The organism is Synechococcus sp. MIT S9452, from assembly GCF_047304245.1.
In the GTDB taxonomy this organism is placed as follows: domain Bacteria; phylum Cyanobacteriota; class Cyanobacteriia; order PCC-6307; family Cyanobiaceae; genus RCC307.
The window spans coordinates 108,110-129,120 of sequence record NZ_CP138956.1; the positions used below are offsets into that span (position 1 = coordinate 108,110).

16 protein-coding genes are annotated in these 21,011 nt (G+C 63.3%); all 16 read right to left on the bottom strand.

Annotated features, from left to right (window positions below; genetic code table 11):
- Positions 1-17: 17 nt before the first annotated feature.
- The 16 genes from SIB46_RS00400 to SIB46_RS00475 all read right to left on the bottom strand — a co-directional run bounded on the left by SIB46_RS00400 (position 18) and on the right by SIB46_RS00475 (position 20,803).
- Positions 18-1,388, bottom strand: coding sequence for a potassium transporter TrkG (locus SIB46_RS00400; RefSeq protein ID WP_413296587.1), 1,371 nt, complete (start codon positions 1,386-1,388; stop codon positions 18-20).
- Positions 1,385-2,098 carry a pirin family protein gene (locus SIB46_RS00405; RefSeq protein ID WP_413296588.1) on the bottom strand — a complete coding sequence of 238 codons (714 nt, stop codon included), beginning with the start codon at positions 2,096-2,098 and terminating at the stop codon, positions 1,385-1,387. Before SIB46_RS00405 ends, SIB46_RS00400 begins: the two co-directional genes overlap by 4 nt.
- Positions 2,099-2,104: 6 nt before the next feature.
- Entirely contained in the window at positions 2,105-2,638 is a 534-nt protein-coding gene (locus tag SIB46_RS00410; RefSeq protein WP_413296589.1) for an NAD(P)H-dependent oxidoreductase, read from the bottom strand.
- A 77-nt stretch (positions 2,639-2,715) separates the two neighbouring features.
- Positions 2,716-3,105 carry a cupin domain-containing protein gene (locus tag SIB46_RS00415; RefSeq protein WP_413296590.1) on the bottom strand — a complete coding sequence of 130 codons (390 nt, stop codon included), beginning with the start codon at positions 3,103-3,105 and terminating at the stop codon, positions 2,716-2,718.
- A 142-nt stretch (positions 3,106-3,247) separates the two neighbouring features.
- Positions 3,248-4,150 (bottom strand): ferredoxin:protochlorophyllide reductase (ATP-dependent) iron-sulfur ATP-binding protein, encoded by a 903-nt coding sequence (gene bchL, locus SIB46_RS00420; RefSeq protein WP_413296591.1) that lies wholly within the window; start codon positions 4,148-4,150, stop codon positions 3,248-3,250.
- Between the two features lie 118 nt (positions 4,151-4,268).
- Positions 4,269-5,852 carry a ferredoxin:protochlorophyllide reductase (ATP-dependent) subunit B gene (locus SIB46_RS00425; protein WP_413296592.1) on the bottom strand — a complete coding sequence of 528 codons (1,584 nt, stop codon included), beginning with the start codon at positions 5,850-5,852 and terminating at the stop codon, positions 4,269-4,271.
- 5 nt (positions 5,853-5,857) lie between these two features.
- Positions 5,858-7,096 carry a ferredoxin:protochlorophyllide reductase (ATP-dependent) subunit N gene (locus SIB46_RS00430; protein ID WP_413296593.1) on the bottom strand — a complete coding sequence of 413 codons (1,239 nt, stop codon included), beginning with the start codon at positions 7,094-7,096 and terminating at the stop codon, positions 5,858-5,860.
- A 54-nt stretch (positions 7,097-7,150) separates the two neighbouring features.
- On the bottom strand, positions 7,151-8,014 hold the full coding sequence (locus SIB46_RS00435; protein WP_413296594.1) for an LCP family protein: 864 nt from the start codon (positions 8,012-8,014) through the stop codon (positions 7,151-7,153).
- A gap of 87 nt (positions 8,015-8,101) precedes the next feature.
- Positions 8,102-8,755, bottom strand: a complete 654-nt coding sequence (locus SIB46_RS00440; RefSeq protein ID WP_413296595.1) for a ParB-like protein — start codon at positions 8,753-8,755, stop codon at positions 8,102-8,104.
- Between the two features lie 1,010 nt (positions 8,756-9,765).
- A complete protein-coding gene (locus SIB46_RS00445) occupies positions 9,766-10,059 on the bottom strand; it encodes a hypothetical protein (RefSeq protein WP_413296596.1) in 294 nt (97 codons plus the stop codon).
- A 73-nt stretch (positions 10,060-10,132) separates the two neighbouring features.
- Positions 10,133-11,791, bottom strand: a complete 1,659-nt coding sequence (locus SIB46_RS00450; RefSeq protein ID WP_413296597.1) for a DEAD/DEAH box helicase — start codon at positions 11,789-11,791, stop codon at positions 10,133-10,135.
- Positions 11,792-11,926: 135 nt separating this feature from the next.
- Positions 11,927-12,280: a phosphomannose isomerase type II C-terminal cupin domain gene (locus SIB46_RS00455; RefSeq protein WP_413296598.1), complete on the bottom strand. Its 354-nt coding sequence runs from the start codon at positions 12,278-12,280 to the stop codon at positions 11,927-11,929.
- A gap of 9 nt (positions 12,281-12,289) precedes the next feature.
- Positions 12,290-12,526 carry a hypothetical protein gene (locus SIB46_RS00460; RefSeq protein ID WP_413296599.1) on the bottom strand — a complete coding sequence of 79 codons (237 nt, stop codon included), beginning with the start codon at positions 12,524-12,526 and terminating at the stop codon, positions 12,290-12,292.
- Positions 12,527-12,597: 71 nt separating this feature from the next.
- Positions 12,598-14,031, bottom strand: coding sequence for an ATP-dependent DNA helicase (locus tag SIB46_RS00465; RefSeq protein WP_413296600.1), 1,434 nt, complete (start codon positions 14,029-14,031; stop codon positions 12,598-12,600).
- A complete protein-coding gene (locus SIB46_RS00470; protein ID WP_413296601.1) occupies positions 14,028-17,591 on the bottom strand; it encodes a UvrD-helicase domain-containing protein in 3,564 nt (1,187 codons plus the stop codon). The genes SIB46_RS00465 and SIB46_RS00470 overlap by 4 nt, the downstream gene beginning before the upstream one ends.
- Positions 17,588-20,803 carry an exodeoxyribonuclease V subunit gamma gene (locus SIB46_RS00475; RefSeq protein ID WP_413296602.1) on the bottom strand — a complete coding sequence of 1,072 codons (3,216 nt, stop codon included), beginning with the start codon at positions 20,801-20,803 and terminating at the stop codon, positions 17,588-17,590. Before SIB46_RS00475 ends, SIB46_RS00470 begins: the two co-directional genes overlap by 4 nt.
- Between the last annotated feature and the right edge of the window lie 208 nt (positions 20,804-21,011).

Sequence of the window (21,011 nt, forward strand, 5' to 3'; positions counted from 1 at the left end):
GGCGTTCACGGTGGTGACTACAGGATGAGTTCTTCTTGGGGGTAACGCACCCGGCTGGGGGGACGCCGGCCAAAGAGGGCCGAGAGCAACAACAGGATGCCGAGTCGGCCGATGAACATGCCAACCAGCAGCACCAGTTGTCCCCAGCGGTCCAAGCGGGCGGTGACGCCGAGATCAAAGCCAACCGAGGCAAAGGCTGACACGCAAGTGAACAACTTCTCCAAAAAGGTGAAGTCTTCATCCCCCAGCACACCGGCTTCGGTGTCCCCCAGCCCCAGCAGCATCGTCATCAGTACCACCACCCCAGCCGAAGCCAGGGTGATGCCAACGGCCCGCAGTACCTGTTTGCCGGGGATGCGGCGGCGGTTGATAACCACCTCGGTGCGGTCTTCCAGGGTGGAACGGGTGGTGCACAGCAGTACCGCAAAGGTGGTGGTTTTAATGCCACCGCCCGTGCCCCCGGGGCTGGCGCCAATGAACATCAACAGGATCAGCAGGAACAACCCTGCATGGGAGATGGTGTCGAGCGAGAGGGGCACGGAGACAAACCCTGCGGTGCGCGCCGAGATCACCTGAAACAGGGACACACCAATCTTTTGCAGCAGCGGTAGGCCCCCCACCACACCTGCCGGTGCCAGCCGTTCGGTGAACAGCAGCCCCAGGGTGCCTGCCACGATCAACAGCACGCTGCTGCGCAGCACCACACGGCTTTGCAGGCTCAAGCGGCGCCACTCCAGGGGGTTGCGCCGATGAATCCAGAGATCAGAGAGCACGCGCCAGCCAATGCCCCCAGCGATCACCAGCGCTGCCACCACCGCGCAGACCACGGCATTGCTTTGATACGCCTCCAGGCTTCCAGCCCAAAGGCTGAATCCGGCGTTGTTGAAGGCGCTGATGCTGTGGAACATCGCGGCCCAGAGCCGCTCGGCGGGGTTGCTGATATCGGTGAAGCCGAAGGCATAAAGCAGCACCGTGCCAATCAGCATCAGCACGCCGCCGCTGATCACGATGGCCCGGAAGGTGGAGCCCACCCCCCCCACGCCGAATTGATCGAGGGTGCGGCCCTGGTCGATGCGTTGACGCAGGCCCGTGCGGCCCTGCACAAACCCCTGCAGGAAGGTGCTGATGGCCATCAGTCCCAAGCCGCCGGTGATGATCAACACCGCCAGCACCAGCTGCCCGAAGAAAGTCAGCTCCGTGCCGACATCAATGATCGAGAGGCCCGTCACCGTGATGGCTGAGGTGGCGGTGAAGAGCGCCTCCCAGAGATCCACCGATGGCCCCGAGCACAACGGGGTGGCCAGCAGCAGCGTGCCAAGCGCGATCACCAGCAGACCGCTGACAACGGTGAACTGCGGGACGGTGAGCTGGCGCTGCCAGGCGCTCATTGCAGTTCAAACAGCAGCAGGTCGGCGCTCGTGCTGCTGCTCACGATGGTTTGCCCCGGTGCGCTCTCAAAGCCCAGACCATCACCCCGTTGCAGCGGTTGCTCATCCAGTGTGATGGCGCCATCAATCAGCTGCAGCCATGTCTTGCGGTTGGGCTGCAGTGGCAGTTCCAGGCTTGTGCCCGGTTGTGGCTGGCTGCGCCACAGCCGCACCGGCCGCTGAATGGCTATGGCGTCTGCCGCGCCGCTGGGATCCAGCAGGCAGGTCCAGCCCTGCGTGATCACAAAGGGTTTTTGCTCGTAGTGCGGTTCTCCGCCAGGGGTTTGCGGTTCCACCCAGATCTGCAGGAGCCGGCAGGGGGAGGCGGATTGGTTGATTTCGCTGTGCACCACGCCCCGGCCGGCACTCATGCGTTGCACTTCCCCGGCGCGCAGCACTTCGCGGTGACCCATGGAGTCTTGATGGGTGAGCTCACCATCCACCATCACGGTGATGATCTCCATGCTCTGGTGTGGGTGCATGCCAAAGCCTTGGCCTGGGGCGATCGTGTCGTCATTGATGACCCGCAGCGGACCAAAGCCCATCCAATCGGGGTCGTGGTGGTGAGAAAAGCTGAAGCTGTGCCAGCTATCAAGCCAATTGAGCTGGCTGTGGAAGCGCTCTGCTGCTGGCCGCAAGCGGCCCAGGCTGCCCTGGTGGGTTGTGGTCATCGCTGCTTAGGCACCCAGCTCGAGCGGTTGCATCTGCATCAGGCGGCGCAGCACATCTTGGATGGAGTCGTCTTTGGCTGGCTTGGCGAAATTGCTGAGCAACTGACGCCCCACCACCTGGGCGCCGAGATGGGTGAGCTGGATCCTCAAAGAGAGCAACAGCTCCATGCCGCCGCCGCCAGAGAAGGTGGCCATGGCAATGGGCCGTCCGTTGAACAGGGCGCGGAAGTCATCCCCCTGCACCGAGAGCCAGGCCACGGCATTGCTGAACACCGGTGGGATTGAGCCGTTGTATTCCGGAGCGCAGATCACCCAGTGGGGAGCGGCCATCAGTCGCTCTTGCAAGCGCGCTAAATCAGCCGGATTGCCATTTTTTTCGGCTTTGGGGCGATAGAGGGGCAGATCCAGCAGGGTGAGATCCAGCACCTCGGCGTTGGATCCCAGCTTGCGGGCTTCATCGGCAAAGCGTTCGGCCAATTTGAGGTTCTCGCCATTGCTGGCGGCGAGCACCAGCACATCGACTGGTGTGGAGCTGCTCATCGTTGGCCTGGAGGTCAGAGATGAGCACATTGTGTTTTGCGCGGCGCCTCTCCACAAGACGGCAGTGCCAGCAGCGCTTAAGCCGGCCCGTTCACCAAGCTGATCCAGGCCTGCTGCAGGCTGATGGGGATGGGCATCGGCCGGTAGTCACGGGCATCGGGTTCGCCGTGACGCTGCACCGCATTCACCATCAGCGCCGGTGATCCCCCGCGGTTGATGGCGCCATGGGGAATCCCAGGGGGGATGCGAATCCAGCAGGCGTTCTCCACGCGCATGGGGATGGTGTGCAGCTGTTTGTTCTGCAGCACCACAAGATCCACCTCGCCTTGCAGCAGTAGCAGCTGATCGGTCTGCTTGCGGTGGCAGAAGAGTTCGTGGGATGGGGCTGTGCCCACCGTGGCGATCAGGGTCTCGTCACTGGGTTGGGGCGATGAAAACAGGGTGGAGCCAGCTTGGCTGGCTTGCATCGGCAGGATTTCAACCCTCGCTGGCGAACGCATAGGGGTAATTAGAAGTACCCCGAGCGTGCCGTGCAGTTTTCTCGCTGGTCGTGCCTAAACGTACGAATTCAGCCTGCCCTTGTGGGCAGTTGCTGACGATCCGTGCGGCTTAGTCGAAACCCAGCAGATCAAAGATCTCGCGATCTTTGAGCGATTCGGCTTCCAATGGCTCGACGTTGTCGAGCATGTTTTGCGCCAGACGGAGATATTCGTTTTGTACGGCCTCCACCCCGTCGTCGTCTTTGTCCATTTCAAAGATCGTGCACTTCTTCAGGCGTGAGCGCCGGATCGCATCCACATCGCGGAAGTGGGCCATGGTGCGCAGGCCGGTGCGCTCGTTGAACTTGTCGATCTGATCGGTTTCCGCTGAGCGATTGGCCACCACACCGCCGAGACGCACCTTGTAGTTCTTGGCCTTGGCTTGGATCGCTTGCACGATGCGATTCATCGCGAAGATCGAATCGAAATCATTGGCCGTAACGATCAAGCAGTAGTTGGCGTGCTGCAGCGGTGCAGCAAAGCCACCGCAAACCACATCCCCCAACACGTCAAAGATCACCACGTCGGTGTCTTCCAGCAGGTGATGCTCCTTGAGCAGCTTCACGGTTTGCCCTGTGACGTAGCCGCCGCAGCCGGTGCCCGCAGGTGGCCCGCCGGACTCCACACACATCACCCCATTGAAGCCCTCAAAAACGAAGTCGTCGGGCTGCAGCTCCTCGCTGTGGAAGTCCACCTCTTCGAGGATGTCGATCACCGTCGGCACCATCTTGTGGGTGAGGGTGAAGGTGCTGTCGTGCTTGGGATCGCAACCGATCTGCAGCACCCGCTTGCCGAGTTTGGAAAAAGCAGCCGAGAGATTCGATGAGGTGGTGGACTTGCCGATTCCCCCCTTGCCATAGACCGCAATGACCAGAGCCCCCTCCTCGATTTTCATCGAGGCGTCCTGGTGCACCTGCACACTGCCATCCCCGTCTTCACGGCGACTGCTTGGTGGCGTCAAGGTTGTGGTCATGGCATGAACCGGAACGGAGGGGCCTTTTCAACAGGTACCCACGCCAGCCAACAGCAACTGGGGGGTAAACAAAAAATCCGGCGGATCAAAAGTTGATACCGCGTTACTCAGTGGAGACTCACCGGGAAAAGTGAGCCTTGGCTTCGTAGAGCACTTCATCGGTGATGCTGACGATGCCGCGCTCTTGCGCGTAGCTCTCGGTGTTGCGCTTCACCTTGCCGCGCACAAAGAAGGGAATACGGCTTAATTCCGCCTGCCCTGAGGGGGCCCAGCGCAGCAGCTCTGCCTCATCCACCCCATTGGCCTCAGCGGCCAGGGTGATGGGATCAGCGGCCTCGGGCCCGGGTGGTTTCTCGCCCTTGTGGCTCATGTGGCCATCGACGAATTCAAAGTCGTGGCGGAACATCCCAATCAGGTGTTCCTCCAAGCCCATCATCAGCGGGTGAACCCAGCTGTCGAAGATCACGTTGGCCCCCTCCCAGCCCATTTGGGGGGCATAGCGAGCCGGCACGTCTTGGACGTGCAGGGGGGACGAGATCACGGCGCAAGGAATGCCAAGGCGCTTGGCGCTGTGGCGTTCCATCTGGGTGCCCAGCACCAGCTCCGGGGCGGCTTCAGCCATGGCCGCTTCCACCTCCAGGTAGTTGTCGCTGATCAAGGCGGTGAGCCCGAGTTCCTCAGCTGCCGCCCGCACGGCGCGGGCCTGTTCGCGGCTGTAGCTCCCCAGGCCCACTACCTCAAAGCCCAGCTCGCGGGAGGCGATGCGGGCCGCGGCGATGGCATGGGTGGCATCGGCAAAGATGAACACCCGCTTGCCGGTGAGGTAAGTGGAATCCACCGAGCGCGAATACCAGGGCATACGGCTCTGGCCCCTGCCTTGGCTTGTGGGCTCGAGCCCCAGCAGCTCCTGCAATTCCCTGCAGAACGTCTCGGTGGCGCCGATGCCAATCGGCACGGTGCTCACCGTTGGCATGCCGAATTGCCGCTCCAGCCAGCGGCAGCTGCTATCGGCAATTTCGGGGTAGAGGCAGATGTTGGCCTCAGCTTGGGGGATGCGGCATAGATCCTCCGGGCTGGCGCCCAAGGGCGCCACCACATGGGTGTCGATGCCGAGCTCATCGAGTAGCACCCGCACCTCCCGCACGTCATCGCGGCAGCGGAAGCCCAGCAGGCTTGGCCCCAGCAGATTCACCCGGGGCCGCCGGCCTTGCTCCTGCCAGCGCTTGGGGTCGGGTTTGCTCAACCCCGCCGGTGGCAGTTGCGGCTTGAGCAGGGTGCGAATCAGTTGGTAGAGGGTTTCCGCTGCGCCCCAGTTCTCTTTCTTGGAGTAAGCGGGCAGCTCCAGAGTGACCACCGGCATTGGCAGATTCATGCCCTGGGCGAGGGCACCCGGTTGATCTTGGATCAGTTCAGCGGTGCAGCTTTCCCCTACCAGCAGCGCCTTGGGCTGGAAGCGATCGGCTGCATCGCGGATCGAGCGTTTCACCAGCTCGGCGGTGTCACCCCCCAGGTCTCTGGCTTGGAAGGTGGTGTAGGTCACCGGGGGGCGCTGGTCGCGCCGCTCGATCATGGTGAACAGCAAATCGGCGTAGGTGTCGCCTTGGGGGGCGTGGAGCACATAGTGCACACCCTGCATCGAGGCCGCGATGCGCATGGCGCCCACATGGGGTGGGCCCTCGTAGGTCCAAAGGGTGAGTTCCATGGCGATCAGGCGAAGGTGAGGGCGCCCCGGCGGCGCAGGGGTCGGGCGAAGAGCTCTGCCAAATCGCCGGCTTGATCGCAGCCATGGATCGGGCTGAACACCAGCTCGATCGACCATTTGGTGGTGATCCCCTCGGCTTCCAGCGGGTTGGCGAGTCCCATGCCGCAGACCACCAAATCGGGATGGCTTTGACGAACCCGCTGCAACTGCTCCTCCACGTTTTGGCCTTCGCTGAGTTGCACATCAGCGGGCAGTAGATCGAGCTCCTGCTGCTGCAGGCTGCGATCGAGATAGGGGGTTCCCACCTCCACCAACTCCATGCCGCATTCCCGTTGAAGGAAGCGCCCCAGGGCCAGCTCCATTTGGGAATCCGGCAAGAGAAAGAGGCGTTTGCCTTCGAGGGCTTTGCGGTGGGGTTCCAAAGCCGCGCGCCCCCGGTTCACCAGCGGCTCAAGCACCGAGCTGGTGTGCTCATCGCTGATGCCAAAGGCCCTGGCAGCAGCCCGGAACCACAGCTCGCTGCCCTCCACGCCGAGTGGGTAGGGGCTACTGATCAGCTCAGCGCCTTTGGCTTGCAGGGCCCGGGCTGTTTGCCCCAAAAAGGGTTGGGTGAGCAGCAGCTTGGTGCCGGGGCCAACAGCTGGCAGTTCGGTGGAACGCCTTGGCGGCAGGCTCGCAACAGGGCCAATTCCAAGACGCTCAAACAGCGTGAGGAAGCGCTCTTCCACGCCATCAGCCAGGGTGCCCACCAACAGCAGCTGGGGTGTTGTGCTTTGCGGCATCAATGGCACCAGGGCGGTTAATGCCTGGTCTTCCCCCTGGGTGAAAGTGGTTTCGATGCCACTGCCGCTGTAGTTCACCACTTGCACGCGGCCGCGATGCTGCTGATTGAGGCGCTCAGCGGCTTTACTGAGATCCAGCTTGATCACTTCACTGGGGCACGATCCCACCAAAAAGAGGGTGCGGATTTCGGGCCGCCGGTGCAGCAGATCAGCCACCACCCGATCGAGCTCCTCATTGGCATCAGCGAGGCCAGCGAGATCCCGTTCGCCAAGGATGGCGGTGCCAAAGCGGGGTTCGGCAAAGATCATCACGCCGGCGGCGCTTTGGATCAGGTGCGCGCAGGTGCGTGAGCCCACCACTAGGAAAAAGGCATCCGGCATCCGCCGGTGCAGCCAAACAATGGAGGTGAGGCCGCAGAAAACCTCCCGCTGGCCGCTCTCTTTAAGCAGTTGCAACCGCAATCTCCATCAACTTCCCTTCTTAGCTCTGGTTCCTGCCAAGCGACCACGGTTGCTTCACAGGGATCGCTCGGGGTTCGTCACAAACCAGTAGCTGAAGCCGTTGCGATACCCCAAGTGCCCCGGCAGCGAGGAGGCGCTGAGCTGTTGGCCGGAGAGCACCTTGGCCAGGCTGGCGAGCTGGAACAGGTTGAGGTTGGTCTTGATGTTGCTGTTGGCGATGTGGAGGAGCTGGGGCAATTTGGTCATGGCTTCGGCGGTTGCCAGTTGCCCCATCAGCGCATCCACCGCTTGCCTTTGCCGACGCATCCGGCCGAGATCCCCTTCGCCATCATTTCGAAAGCGCAAGTAGCCCTCGAGAGCGCGCCCCCGCAGGCGCTGATGGCCTGGCAATAAATCGATTTCCAGGTTCTGGCTGCGGTCGCTGTACCGCATCCGTTTGGCCACTGTCATCTCCAGCCCGCCCAGGGCGTCCCCCAGTTCCCTGAGGGTTTTGAGATTGAGCACGATGTAATGCGGCATGGGCCGGCCTATCAGCTCTTCGGCCCCGGCACTAATGGCATCAATGCCCCCAAAGGCATAGAGAGCGTTGACCTTCAGCTCACCGTATTGGCTGGAGCGAATGAAGGTGTCGCGCGGTATTTGCGTCAGGTGGGCGCCCTCGCCGGTGAGATGCAAGCTGGCAATGACATCGGTGCGCCGGCCTTCGGCATCGGTGCCGAGCAGCAACACCTCCTGCGGAACGGGGGCCAGCACCTGCTGGAGCTGATTGGCGCCAGTGCTGGTGCTCGAGCTGCTGAGCCGCAGCAATAAAGGCTCAACAGCAGTGGCGCCAAAGCCGAGGCCACCCACCAGGGCAATCCCCATGCCGATCAATGGAGTCAGGAATCTGAACCGCCGCTCTTGCTTCGTGGGAGTCATCGCAGGACCCTCCCAGGTATTGGTTTAAGTCTTTTTATTCTTGACATGAAATTGGCTCAGTTTCGCTGGCTTCCGTTTTGCTTTTGATCAGCCTTTCCAGCCGGCCATGCGAGAAGCAGCAGCCGAGCGGGCATAGGCCCTGGCTGCTGGCAGGGCTGGCTCCAGTTGTTGTGAGTTGAAGGGCGGCAATGCTTTGCGCCTGAGCCAGGCCGCCCAACGAAATTCATGGAAGGGGATCAGCGGAGCGCGATCAATCACGCCTTCGCGCTTCAGCTTCCACACCAAGCTGCGGTAGGGGTCGTCTTGGCAGCCCAGCAGGGTCTCGGGGAGCTCTTCGGGTTCCAGAGGGCCAAGGCCTCGGCCGTCGTAGAGGTAAAGCCAGCCCCGCTGTCGCAAGGCCTGCAGCACGGCGCTGCGGTTGTTGAACGGCAGATCCAGGGCGATGTAGCCCCAGCCGGTGGCCTCGGGATCCACCGCCAGCAGCCCCCGCAGGCGGTGATGGCGATCCACCATCCAGAGCTCACCGGCTGAGCTGCGCACCAGGGGGATTGGCCTGGTTTTCAAATACCGCCGGCGCTCTTTGGGGTCTTCGTTTTGAAAGTCAGCGATGCGGTGCTGGATCTCAGCCATGCCCACGCACAGTTGGGTGGGATGGAGCGCCGCGATCGCCACTTCGATCAGATCACTGGCTGCTTTGGGCGCTTCGGGCAGCGGCTCGTAAGCAGGAAGTGGCAAGGTCATGCCAAAAGCGTAAGGGCCCCCGCCAGGCGGAGGCCCCTCTCATGCTCAGGCCTGATGGCCTGGTCCCTAACGGTGTGATGGCGCCCGAGGGCGGTATCGATAAAAGCGTTGTCGCTGTTGTTGGAACGCGCAGAGCGTTCCGAAATCGATGCTCAAACGGTTGGAACAGAACGGAAACAGGGCACTGGTTGTGTGAGACCCCTCATCGATGAGCCCTTGGCTGCGGCCCAAGACAGTGCTGCGCACTGCTGAGATGTCGTTGCCCCTGAAACCATGGCGGCGTTGGTGGATGGTGAATCCAAGCGGGAAGGCGTTAATCCTGTTTTTCAGTCAAGAAGTCAGGATCCAACGACTTCACGTGGGTGCAATGATTGCCCTCCCTCAACGTCACCGCGCTAGAGAATAAAAACTGGTAAGCAGCGCGATGGATTGAGGCGAAAAGCAGCACACAATCACTGGCTTTGAAACGGTGTTGGATAACACCACAACCTCTTGCGACAGGTTCATCGAAGGGGCCAGTTCACCCCGGAACAGCTGACTTTAGAGAGATTGTTAGCTCAAAGCAAAGCAGGGATTGTTCACTGATCCATGCTCAACGTTGTCGTGGTGATCGCCCGCTCTCGGGTGGAGTGGCATCCGTCATTGGACCCTCCCTGTGTTGATGTTTTTAGTGTTGCTGATTCGCGCAGCAAAGCCAATAGGAGAAATTGCTGTTTCTAACTGTGTGCTCTTGTGAATGAGAATTTCATGTTCTCGAGCCCTTTTTGCTGTGCAGTAAGGGCCTTGATGTCCAAAGATTTCGTGATCATGAAGGAAAACCGGAATCCAGGGCGATCCCCAAGGAGTCCGGGCAATGTCAGCAAACTCACACAATCAGGAGGCCGTGATGAACAGCCGGTCCCCTCTCCCTTGGGTCCTGACTTGGGACGCCAATGGGGAGCTCGCCAATCACGATCGCTACGACTTACTGCAGGCCGATGCCGCCCTCGACAAGGCCTGCACTCTGCAGGTCAGCTCTGAGACGTCGGGAAACGGCGCGTGGCCTCCATCGTGCAAGTTTCACGGGCCGTACCCAGGCCATCACCGGCTTTGATGCGCTCCCCCAGGCAGTCACAGGTGAACGCTCCCATGCCTTCAGGCGCTTCTTTGCCGGCCTGAGCAAAGGCATTGTTGAAGCTCGCCACGCACAGCTTCTGGATCAGTTGCATGTCGCTGGCGCTGACTTCAGCGCGCGCTGGCATCGGGAGGAATCCCAGCCCAACAGAGAGCAACGCCACAGGGAGGCAACCCATCCAAGCGGTCATGGTTAGGACTTAAGTGCGATCGGTCTAAAGGCAGGGCGTGGGGCTTGTCAGCGCCGGCGGGGCAGCTCGTTAATCAGCCCACGGCCTGGCGGCTGATGCGCAATTCCTTTTGCATCACCCGAACCCCTTGCAAGCGCTTCATCAATTCCGGTGGCATCCCCTCGGGCAGGTCCACAGTGCTGTGGTCATCAAAGATCGTGATCTTGCCGATCTGACGGCCGTCTAGGCCGCTTTCATTGGCGATCGCGCCCACCAGGTGGCCCGGCTTGATGCGGTCTTGCCAGCCCACCTCAACGCGGAAGCGCTCCATCGACTGGGGCACCCGGCCTGGGCTGCGGCGGTCTTGGCCGCGACCTTGTGGGTTGCGGCTGTTGACCGGCATCGGTGGTTGCGGCACGACCAGCAGTGGTGAATCCCCTTGAGCCAAGCGCAGGGCGGCCAGAGCCAACTGATCGGGGGTGACATCCGATTCCCGTTGCAGGCGCTGCAGGATCTCGCCCATCAAGGCCACTTCCTGCTGCCGGTCTTCCGGGACCGGTTCGCTGACAAGATCATTGAGCTGCTGCTGCAGGTTGTCGAGACGCTGCTGGTTGATCTCCGCGTCGCTCGGCACATCCATCGCGTCGATGCTGCTGCCCACAGCGCGCTCGAGGCTGTGGAGCAACCGGCGCTCCCGGTACGAGAGGAAGAGGATGGCGTCGCCTTGCCGTCCGGCGCGTCCGGTGCGGCCGATGCGGTGCACGTAGGCCTCGCTATCGAAGGGGGCGTCGTAGTTGACCACAAGGCCAATGCGATCAACGTCGAGACCGCGGGCCGCCACGTCGGTGGCCACGAGCACGTCGATGCGTCCTTGCTTGAGGCGCTCGATTGTGCGCTCACGCAGCGACTGGGGCACATCACCATTGAGCACCGAGCAGGCGATGCCCTCGGCCTCCAAGGCTTCAGCCACCGTCACCGTTACGGCTTTGGTGCGGGCGAAGATGATCACCCCGCCAGGGCCATGGGCTTCGAGAACCCGAAGTAGGGCGCCCAGCTTTTGCTGATGGGGCAGCAGGATGTGACGTTGGCGAATCCTGCTGGCGTCCGCTTTCTGCGTGCGGATGATCACTTCAGCGGGGTTCTGCAGATGCTGCTGAGAGATCCGCTTGATTTCCGGCGGCATCGTTGCCGAGAACAGCACCACCTGTCGCTCACTGGGGAGCTGTTCAAGCACCCACTTCACGTCATCGATGAAGCCCATGCGCAACATCTCGTCGGCTTCATCGAGCACCAATGTCTCGAGTTGGGAGACGTTGAGCGTGCCTTGGCGCATGTGATCCATCACACGGCCTGGGGTACCCACCACCACATGAACGCCGCGGCGCAGCTTGTGGATCTGATCGCGGAAATCGGAACCGCCATAGAGCGGCAGCACGTGCAGCCCAGGGGTGCAGGACGCATAGCGCTGGAAAGCCTCGCTCACCTGAATCGCCAGCTCTCGTGTTGGGGCCAGCACCAGCACCTGCGGGTGGCGTGCTTCGAGATTGATGCGCGCCAGCAGGGGCAGGGCAAAGGCGGCTGTCTTACCGGTGCCGGTTTGGGCCTGGCCGAGCAGATCACGGCCGAGCATGAGCTCAGGGATCGCTGCCGCTTGGATGGGTGAGGGCTGCTCGTAGCCGCACTTGCTCAGCGCTTCGAGCAGGGAGTCGGGCAAACCGAAACCAGCAAAACCGCTGGTGGATTCGTTCGACACAACAAGTTGGTCTGTTTGGGTCACAGAAAAAGGCGTAAACGCCGCGGGTTGGCCTGAAAGTCCTTGTTCAGGCCGGCAGACCCACGTTCTGAACTGCCTTGCCTTGTCTGCAGGAATTTCAACTCCCGAAAACTATCACCCCACCGGTGCCGCCACCCGGCCGTAGTCATCGGCAAAGCGTTCGATGTCGTCTTCGCGCAGGATGCTGCCGCGCTGCACTTCCACGATCAGCAGCCCTTGATCGCCTGCGGTGGCGCGGTGCACGCAGCTGCAGGGCACATCAAAGCTGCTGCCGGCTTGGGCGCTGTGTTGGGTGCCATCGAGGTTCACCACGCCCTCGCCAGCGGCGACATACCAATGCTCAAGCCGGTGCTGATGGCGCTGCAGTGATAGGCGCTGGCCGGGTTCTAACCACAGCCGTTTGACGAGATAACCCTCTCCTTCGGTGAGGGTTTCGTACCAACCCCAGGGACGGGTGCAGCGCTCCATAGGCTGCTTTTAGCAGGCCTGAGAGCGAGGGGCTAGCACCATTTCAATGAACCTCTGCACATGCTGACTGTCGCTGAGCACGGGCTTGAGCCTGGCGCCAAAGGCCGCCAGTTCCGATGGAGAGAGCCGCTGCATCAACCCCTGCAGTTCTTCGCGGGCACTCACGGACAGGGGAACATCACTGAGCCAAAGGAAGGCTGCTTCCTGCAGCTTGCTCCAGGCCAGTAGGTAGAGATCGGAATCCATGCCCAGCATCAGCGGTCCATTGGCAACCTGGCAGAGCGTCCTGCCCTGAGGCCAGCCCTTGGCGAGAAGCGTTACGCCTCGAGGCTGTCCAACGGCGGACTCAGCAGGTCCAGCCGCTCTTGGGCACGCGTTAGGGCCGTGTAGAGCAAGCGGCGATCCAATCCGCTGCCCGCTGGCAGCACCACGATCACCTCGCGGGCCTGGCTGCCTTGGCTTTTGTGCACCGTGAGCGCAAGGGCTGGTTCGGGGCAAGGCAATAGCTCTAAAGGCAGCCGTCTGGGGCCTTCGGCTGTGGCGATCACGGCCTCCCGCCCCTGTGGGCCTGGCCGCACCAGGCCGCGGTCACCATTGGCGAGTCCCAAGGAGGCATCGTTGCGGCCCACCAACAGGGGCGTGCCCGCAGGCCAATGCCAGGGCTCCCGTTGGGTGAGCGGCAGCCAGCGGCGGTTGAGTTGGCTCACCCCCTGACGGCCACTGCGCCGGGGCGAGAGCACCAGCAAGTCCTCGAGGCAGGCCAGGGCCTCGGCATCACTGAGAGCCGTGTTGTGGGCCTGCTGCTCCAGCCGTTGGCGGTGCTGCTCGATGCGCTGTTGCAAGGCCAGGGGCCATCCCTGCTGCAGCGGCCACCACTGCAGGTTGCTGTGCTCAGCGTCTGCGGCCAATTGTTGCTGCAGTTCAGCGGTGGGGCTGCCTCGGCGCAGCTGTTGCACAAAGCCCCCCAGCGCTGTGGAGTCGTTGAAGCGATGGGAGCGCTCCAGCTGCAACACCAGTTGCGGCCGGTGTTGCTTGAGCTGCTGTTCGAGCGGTTCCAGCACGCTGCTGCCGCCAATCGGCGGCAATTGGGCGGAATCACCCACCAACACAAGCCTGGTGTTGCTCGGCAGCGCCTCCAGCAGGGCCTGCATCAATTGGGTGTCCACCATCGACACCTCATCGACCACCACCACCTCGGCGTCGATAGGGCGCTGCTGGTTGCGGCCAAACCCCCCACTGGGATTGGCTTCCAGGGCTCGGTGCAAGGTGGAGCACTGCATGGAGGCGGGCAGCGGGCTGAGGGCTTCCCGTAGCCGTGCTGCTGCTTTGCCGGTGGGGGCTAGCAGCAGGGTTTGGCGTTCGCGTTCATCGGCGAGCAGTTGCCGAACGCGGGTGGTTTTCCCCGTTCCAGCACCGCCGGTGAGCAGCAGCCCCTGGTGTTGATGCAGCCGTTGCTCGAGATCCATCAGCAGGTGCTGCTGCTGCTGGTGTTGCCGCCGGCTCCAAACTTCAGCGCCTTGCGCGCCCTGTTCAATCAGCACCACGGGCAGTTGCTGCAGGGCGGTTTGGGCTGCCGCTGTGAGTTCAGGTAGCTCGGCTGCAGTGAGCTGTAGGGGTTCACGGCCCTGGAGTTGGCAGAGCAGCAGGCGTTCGAGCAGGGGTTGCAAGGTCTTGGCCTCCGCCTGCACCGCGGCTGGGGCCAGGCTCAGGAGTCGGGCAGCAGCCCGCTGGCAGCGACTGGCTTCGCTCATGGTTGCCCCGCCTCATCCAGCAGCCAAGCCCCCTCGCCGCTGCGGGTGAAGAGCATCACCGCATCAATGCGCAAGGGGGTCTGCTCCCCCAGCCGCCAGTGCAGCCAGCGCTGAACGGCATGCCGGTAGAGCTGGGCCTGCAGCCAGTAGTCCTTAGCGGCCATCAAGTCGTTGATGGGGCGCACCAGCCGGTTGGTTTTCCAATCGAGCACCACCCAGTGTTGGATCCCATCACGGCTTGGCCGGCGGATGATCAGATCGATCACACCATTGAGAAAGCCGCTGCTCAGTTGCGCTTGCCGCTGCTGTAGGCGCTCGCGGGCGTAGGTCTGCACCACCGGGTCGTGGTGGGCGGCGAGCTGCTTTAGCGCCTTGCCGAGCACATCGCTGCTGGGGGAGGCTGCAAACCCACTCAGGGGGATGTCGAACGGCAGCTCCCGCAGGGTGTCGCTGTCGGCGATTTGATCGAGGCGGCAATCCCCAAGCGGCCCGCCAAGGGGGCGTTGCAGCAGCACCTCAAGGGCACTCAGCAGGCCGCTGCCCAGTTGGGGATCGAGGCCAGAGCGGGCCACCTCATCGCGCACCAGTTGACGCACCTCGGGGCTGGCCAGATCGGCCTGGAAATCCAGCTGCTCGAGGATGGCGTGCACCAGGGTTCCAAAGCTGGCTCCACCGGGTAACTCCCGCCAGCAGGGATCTTCAGCGCCGCCGGGATCCTCTGGGCTGCTCTCGCGGTCGGGATCAAAGCCCTCCTCCTCGCGCGCCGAGGGGCTGAGGGTTTGGCTTTGATCCTGCAGCCGGCTGTAACTCCAACGTCCCCAGCTGCTGGCAGGGCGCCTGGGCGGAATCACCGCTGCGGCCAAGGGATGGGCGTAGGCAGCTGGGCGGTAGGCCGGCGGCGCAGTTGGGTCGAGGTCTTCCAGCTGAATGCCGAGTTCATCGCAGCGGTGTTGCACGGCCTGGCGTAAATCGCTGGCTCGGTTGATGTGATCAGCAATGGCCTGCCAGGGCTGCTCCGCCTCCTGCTGCCGCAGCTCTGGATGCAGCAACCAGGCCGGCAAGCTGGCGCCACTGTCTTTGATCCGGCCCCAGTCCAAACAGAGCTGATGCTTGGCGCGGGTCAGGGCCACGTAGCCCAAACGAAGCCGTTCCTGCCATCCTTCAAGGCGCGCTTCTACGAGGCGTTCGGCCCGGGGACTGCTGCCGCTGCGGCGGCTGAGCTCCAGCACCCGACGCTGTTGGTTGGAATCCCAAGCGCGGAATGGGGCCTCTACGTCGACGCCCCCATCGACTTCCCAGAGGGTGGGGCACCAAACCAGGGGAAACTCCAGCCCCTTGCTCGAATGCAGGGTGGTGAGGGTCACCATCGACGCGCTGGCCACAATCCGTTGCTGCGCGTCTTCCCCCTCGCCGCCAAACAACTGCTGCTCGTTGAGCCAGTGCAACAGCCTGGCGGCCGATGGACGGCCCTGGTCTTGCCAGCTCTGCTGCAGCAGTTCTGCCATTTGGCGCCGATCACTGAGGCGCTGCTCACCATTGGTCTGCGCCCGCAATCGCGGCAGACCTGGCCCTGCGGCTTGCAGCACCTCCAGCGCCGCCAAAGGACCCACCAGGGCATAGCGCTGGCGCGCTTGCTCCAGCTGTTGCAGCCAGGCCCCCCAGTCGCTGGGACTCCAGCTGCTGAGCTCAGCGGCCAGGTAGCCGCCCACGCTGGAGAGGGCCAAGGCAGCGGCCGCACGCCGATCCCCCTGGCGCTCGCTGCTTTCAAGCCACAGGCTGAGGCTGGCGGCCTCTGGGCTCTGCCAGAGATCACCTCCCCGGCCAATGCGCGCAGGGATGCCCCGGCGTTGCAGTTCCCGTTGCAAGGTCACCGCGTCGCGATTGCGGCCCACCAGCACCGCGAGATCACCCGGGTGCAGCGCTCGCCAGCCATCGCCCTGCTGCAGTTCCATCCCGCTAGCGAGGGTGCGCTGCAGGTCATCGCAGACCCGTTGCGGCAAGGCATCGCGCAGCTCCCCCAACTTGAGGGGTTTGCCCCCCTCGGCCTCTCCGAGCCAGCGCATGCGCACCGGTGGGGCTGGGCTGCCATCGGCGCAACGCAGCCGCGATGGACTGGCGTGCTCGGGTGCCTGAACCGTGCGGTAGTCGATGGCTGGGCTGCCGAAGCTGCCCTCCCCGGCAAACAAACGGTTCAGCACGCTCAATAGGGCTGGGTCGCTGCGGCGGTTGGTGTCCAGTGAGAACCGCTGCCGCTCAGGCGTTGAAACGGCGGCCCGGTAGGTGCGGATGTCGCCGCCGCGAAAGCGATAGATCGCCTGCTTGGGATCCCCGATCAGGGTCAAGGGAGCCTCGCCATCAAACAGGGCGGCAAACAGGCGCCACTGAATCGGGTCGGTGTCTTGAAACTCGTCGATCAAGCAGCAGCTCAACTGCTGTTGTCGCCATTGCTTCAACCCGGCCATCACAGGCGGACTCAAGCGAGCGGGATCAACCCGCTCCAGCAGATCGCCGAAGCTCATCTCCTGCTGGAGCTGTCGCCGTTGCCAAGCCCCTTGTCTCAAGGCGTGCACCAAGTCGGTGAGCAACTGCTCGATGGGTTCAAAACACAACCGCTCAGCTGCCCCGTGTAGACCACTGCTGGGGGCCTGGTCGGGATCAGCCAACACGCGCTTGAGCTGACTGGTGCTGAAGGCTTGCACCAATTTCCGGTAGGTCTTGATGTCGTTGCGATCGCGGGCGATGGCGATCAAATCCGGCAGCTGGGCCAGCTTGGTTTTTCCCAGCAGCGTTCCGGCTGGGCTCTTGATGCCTGTGCCTTTGCAGAGTTGCTGCATCGCTTCGCCGGTGCTGATGCCATCACTGGCGAGCAGACGCTCGAAGCGTTCATGCCTTTGTTGCCAGCCATCTGCGGCTGAGGCGCCGGTCTCCAACGGTTCTGGAAGCAGCATGTCGCGGTCGTCGTCGACGAGCTGGGCCAACTTCATCAGCCCATCGAGGCTCAAGTCGCTGTGGCTTTGAACCCAGGCCTGCCATGGAGCTGGAGCCGGGGAAAGAACGCTGCGGCGCCAGTCATTGACCAGCTCTTGCAGCAGGCTGCGCCCGCCTTCACGTAGGCGTAGCTGGGGATCGAGGCCCAGCAGTGTGCCGTTGTCTTGGATGAGGCGTTGGATAAAGCCATGGATGGTGGTGATTGGCGCCAGATCGATGCGATCAATCGCTTGCAGCAGATTCAGCAGCACCTCCACACCCTGAGGCGATGCCGCCCAGCGGCTGATCAGCTCGTTCAAGGTGGGATCGCTGGCGGGCCTGTCCTCCTTGGCCAGCCGGTAGGCCAGCAGCGTTGAGGCCTCCTCCAGGCGGGTGCGAATCCGGCGGCGGATCTCCGCGGCGGCCGCGCGGGTGAAGGTCACTACCAGGATCTGATCGATCGCTCGGCCGTTTTCGCCCACCTCCCGCAACACCCTGTGGCTGAGGGCATAGGTCTTGCCGGTGCCAGCGCTGGCCTCCAGCACAACGGTGCCGCCGGTGAGGGGGCCATTGAGATCGAGCGGTTCGATCACAGCTGCCGGCCTCCGGCGGCTAGGGCCTCGCTCAAGGGGAGCAACCAGCGCTGACTCAGCTGCTCGGCTTCAGGGTGCTCGAGCCAGCTCGCGGTGCTGGGCGGTTCACCCCCGAGCAATTGCAGCCAGGCGCTGGGCCATTGGTAGTCGCCTGGGGCTGGGGGATTGAGCTCTTTGAGCTGTTGCGCGCTGAGTCCTGGCAGTGAGCCGTCCTGCTGTTGGCTGAGCAGCTGCCAATTGAGTTCAGGAATCCAGGCGATTGGTCTTTGCAGCGCCTCCTGCCGCCACTGCTGCCAATCGTCGATCCAGGCTTTGGCCTGTTGGGTTTCTACCGCTGGCAGGGTCCACACCGCCGCGCGCTCTTCGCCTTTTTGCTGCATGGGGCCTAGCAGCAGGGTCTGCTGCGGGCGCTCGGCATTGGCCCAGAGATGCTCCAGCCAACCATCGAGGAGCCGTTTGGGTTTGAAGCGGCTGTTGCTCATCAGCACCACCGCCTGGCCATCGGCGAGCTGCAGCTCGGCCTGTTTGGCCAACAGCGCACGGCAGCGTTGCCATGGCTGGTCGCTGGCAACTATGGCCGCTGGGCCAGGGGGGAGGTGGCCGCGGCGGCCGAGGGCATCACGCTGCTGCGGCCATTGATCGTCCTCGAGCCGCTCGCTGCCCAGGTTCAACAGAAGTTGCCCCAACGTCCAGCGCTGCAGGCCATCGGGGGCGCTCTCTTCGGGATCGCTGCTCTCATCACCGCCCCGCTGTGGATGGATGCCATGGGCCTGCAGCAGCGCGCGGGCTGGATCGCGCAGCCATTGCTGCAGCTCTTCCAAGCTGGCGGGCTGCTGTTCATCCACGGGCCAGCGCTGATCCATTGGCCAGGGCACTCCCACCGCTTCCCGTGCGGTGAGGGGCGGTAGAGGGGGCTGCTGCTGCAGCACCCACGTGGTGATCGGCTCGCCTTCTGCGGTGCGATAGCTGCGCTCGAGGCAACGCAGCAGATCGCTCAACGGCGCCGCTGGATTGCGTTCTTCCCCACTGCGCGGATCGATGGCGTTGTAGGTGGCGATCCAGTGGTCGCTGCAGGCTTGTAATGCCTCCAACAAAATCGCCCGGTCCTCCTGTCGGCGATCGCGATCACCCCGCCATGGCTGTTGCAGCATCAGGTCGTAGCCCGGCCGTTGATCGCGCCGCGGCAGCCGCTGCTCGTCCATGCCCAGTAGCACCACCACCCGGTGGGGAATGGAGCGCATCGGCTCGAGGGCGCTGAGGCTCACCGCACCACTGACATGGCCATAGCGCCCTTGTTGTTGGGTTTCGGCCTCTTCCAGCAGGCGCACCACCGCCGCCCGATCCAAGGTGAGGCCGCTGGCTTCGGGATCGCGCAGTGGGGTGAGCAATTCATAGACCTCGGGGGCCTGCCAGCCCTCGTCGTCACCGCCGCTGAGCTGGTGGATGGCGCTGCCGATCTGCTCGTTCCACCGCTCAGCTGGCAGCGGTCCGCTGAGGGCTTGCAGTTGTTCGAAAAGGCGGCTGCAGGCGTCGTGCAAAGCCAGCACATCGTTGGCAGAGGCCAGGGTTTGGTTACAAGCCGCCAGGCCTGCCCATTCACCACTGGTGGCCTCCAGCTCAGGGAAGCCATCGCTGAGCTCCAGCCCGAGCAGCAAGCGATCAAGCCCCCATCGCCAGCTGTAGGCATTGCCAGCTGGGTACCCCCAGCTCTGGCGGTGGTCGCCATCACGGCCCCAGCAGATTCCGGCTTGATCCAGCAGCTCGCGCCATTGGGGCTGCGTTAGGCCGCTCAGCTCGAGATGCTCGGCCAGCTCAGGCAGCAACAACACATCGAGAACGTCGTCCCGAGTGAGACGACTACTGGCCAGTGCCAACAGACGGAACACCAAATCAACGCGGGGGTTGCGTTGCCGCAGGGTGCGGTCGGTGACGCGGACCGGCAGGTGGCGCGGATCGCTGGAGCGCCCCGGCCGTTCAAACACCGCCAGCACCAGGGGCGTGAAGCGCGCCACATCGGGCGTCATCAAGAGGATGTGGCGTGGCTCGATCGAGGGGTCGCCCGCCATCAAGCGCAGCAGGGCTTCATGGGCGGCTTCCACCTGCCGCCGATCGCCATGGCAGGCCAGCACCTCCAGGTTCAGTTGGCTGCGCTGCAGCTCCTGAGGAGGCTCAATCCCTGGTAAGCCCTCCCCCCGCGGCCTGCCCACCAGCAGATCAGCCTTGAGTTGTTGCAGCAGCCCAGCCTCTGCCGGGCAGGGGGGAGCTGGCCGTTGTTGCCGCTCGAATTGCTCCTGCAGATCAGCGGCAATCAGCTCCAATTGCCAGTGGAAGTCCCGTTGGGTGCGTCCGAGGCTGGCCAGCAGCGGATGCCCCTGGTGCAAGAGCCGCCGCTCGAGCCTGTCGAGCGCATCGCCCTCCTCCTGGTGGCTGGGAGGCAGGGACCCCCAGGGGTCGAGGCAGGGACTGAGTTGGTAGAGCAGCACGGGCGAATCGCTGCTGCTGGCCCGTTGCGCCAGCAGTTTCCACAGCGCTGGCGGCAGGCTGGATAAGCCAAAAACGTGGAGCGGCTCCTGGGGATGGCTCCGCTGGCGAGATTGCTCCAGGGCCTGGAGCAGTCGCTCGGCCGGATGCGGCACCCCGCTGGAATCCAGGCGGTGCGCCAACTCCCGCAGCAGGGCTGGTTGCCATTGCTGATGGGCCGCCAGTGGTGCGTTGCTGCCATCAACGCTCTCGCCATTGAGCCAGCGGCGCACCATTTGCGGCCGGTACAGGCCGTATTGATCGAGCGTGTCGCTCAGCTGCAGGATCAGCTGCAGCCGTTGGGTGTCCAGGCCGTTGTCCTGCTGCCCAGGGCCTTGATGCCATAGCTGCAGCAGCGGTTCCCAGAGTTTGGTCTGTGGCAGGGCGGGGATGACTTGGGTCAACTGCCAGCGCAGTTGGCTTGGATCCCAGGGGTCCCTCTGGCCGGCCGGTAGGCGCCCATCGAGTTCAAGAATCAGCTGGCGCAGGTGCCGGCCAGCGAAGTCGAATTCGATCCCAGCGCAGATGCCGATGCGCTCGCTCAAGGCCAGCGCCAGCCAGCGGCTCATGGCGTTGGTGCTGATCAGCACCCGTTGGGGCGTGAGCGGATTGGCGGGCTTGTGGCGGCTGAGCTCCGAGGCCAACGCAGTCGCCAAATCTTCGATGCTGTTGCTGCTGATTAGGCGGAGCACCGCACTCTCCGTTCAGGCGCTATTTCTTTGGTTTGTTTCAAGGTTTGAGCAGTTAATAAAGCCCTGAACCAACCGCTTTCGCTGACACACTAATAGGACTATTTGATAGGACAACAACGGCTGTGCCCACGCATCTGCAATGGGGTTGTGACGGTGAGCTTCACCCCGAGGAATTGGCTGAATTGCAGAGTTTGCTCGTGGACCAGCT

Bases quoted from the DNA above. Each gene is read 5' to 3' on its own strand.
- SIB46_RS00465 (WP_413296600.1), bottom strand. From the start codon at position 14,031: ATGAGCGAAGCCAGTCGCTGCCAGCGGGCTGCTGCCCGACTCCTGAGC.
- SIB46_RS00445 (WP_413296596.1), bottom strand. From the start codon at position 10,059: ATGACCGCTTGGATGGGTTGCCTCCCTGTGGCGTTGCTCTCTGTTGGG.
- SIB46_RS00415 (WP_413296590.1), bottom strand. From the start codon at position 3,105: ATGCAAGCCAGCCAAGCTGGCTCCACCCTGTTTTCATCGCCCCAACCC.
- SIB46_RS00425 (WP_413296592.1), bottom strand. From the start codon at position 5,852: ATGGAACTCACCCTTTGGACCTACGAGGGCCCACCCCATGTGGGCGCC.
- SIB46_RS00410 (WP_413296589.1), bottom strand. From the start codon at position 2,638: ATGAGCAGCTCCACACCAGTCGATGTGCTGGTGCTCGCCGCCAGCAAT.
- SIB46_RS00440 (WP_413296595.1), bottom strand. From the start codon at position 8,755: ATGACCTTGCCACTTCCTGCTTACGAGCCGCTGCCCGAAGCGCCCAAA.
- SIB46_RS00455 (WP_413296598.1), bottom strand. From the start codon at position 12,280: ATGGAGCGCTGCACCCGTCCCTGGGGTTGGTACGAAACCCTCACCGAA.
- SIB46_RS00460 (WP_413296599.1), bottom strand. From the start codon at position 12,526: ATGGATTCCGATCTCTACCTACTGGCCTGGAGCAAGCTGCAGGAAGCA.
- SIB46_RS00435 (WP_413296594.1), bottom strand. From the start codon at position 8,014: ATGACTCCCACGAAGCAAGAGCGGCGGTTCAGATTCCTGACTCCATTG.
- SIB46_RS00405 (WP_413296588.1), bottom strand. From the start codon at position 2,098: ATGACCACAACCCACCAGGGCAGCCTGGGCCGCTTGCGGCCAGCAGCA.
- SIB46_RS00400 (WP_413296587.1), bottom strand. From the start codon at position 1,388: ATGAGCGCCTGGCAGCGCCAGCTCACCGTCCCGCAGTTCACCGTTGTC.
- bchL (WP_413296591.1), bottom strand. From the start codon at position 4,150: ATGACCACAACCTTGACGCCACCAAGCAGTCGCCGTGAAGACGGGGAT.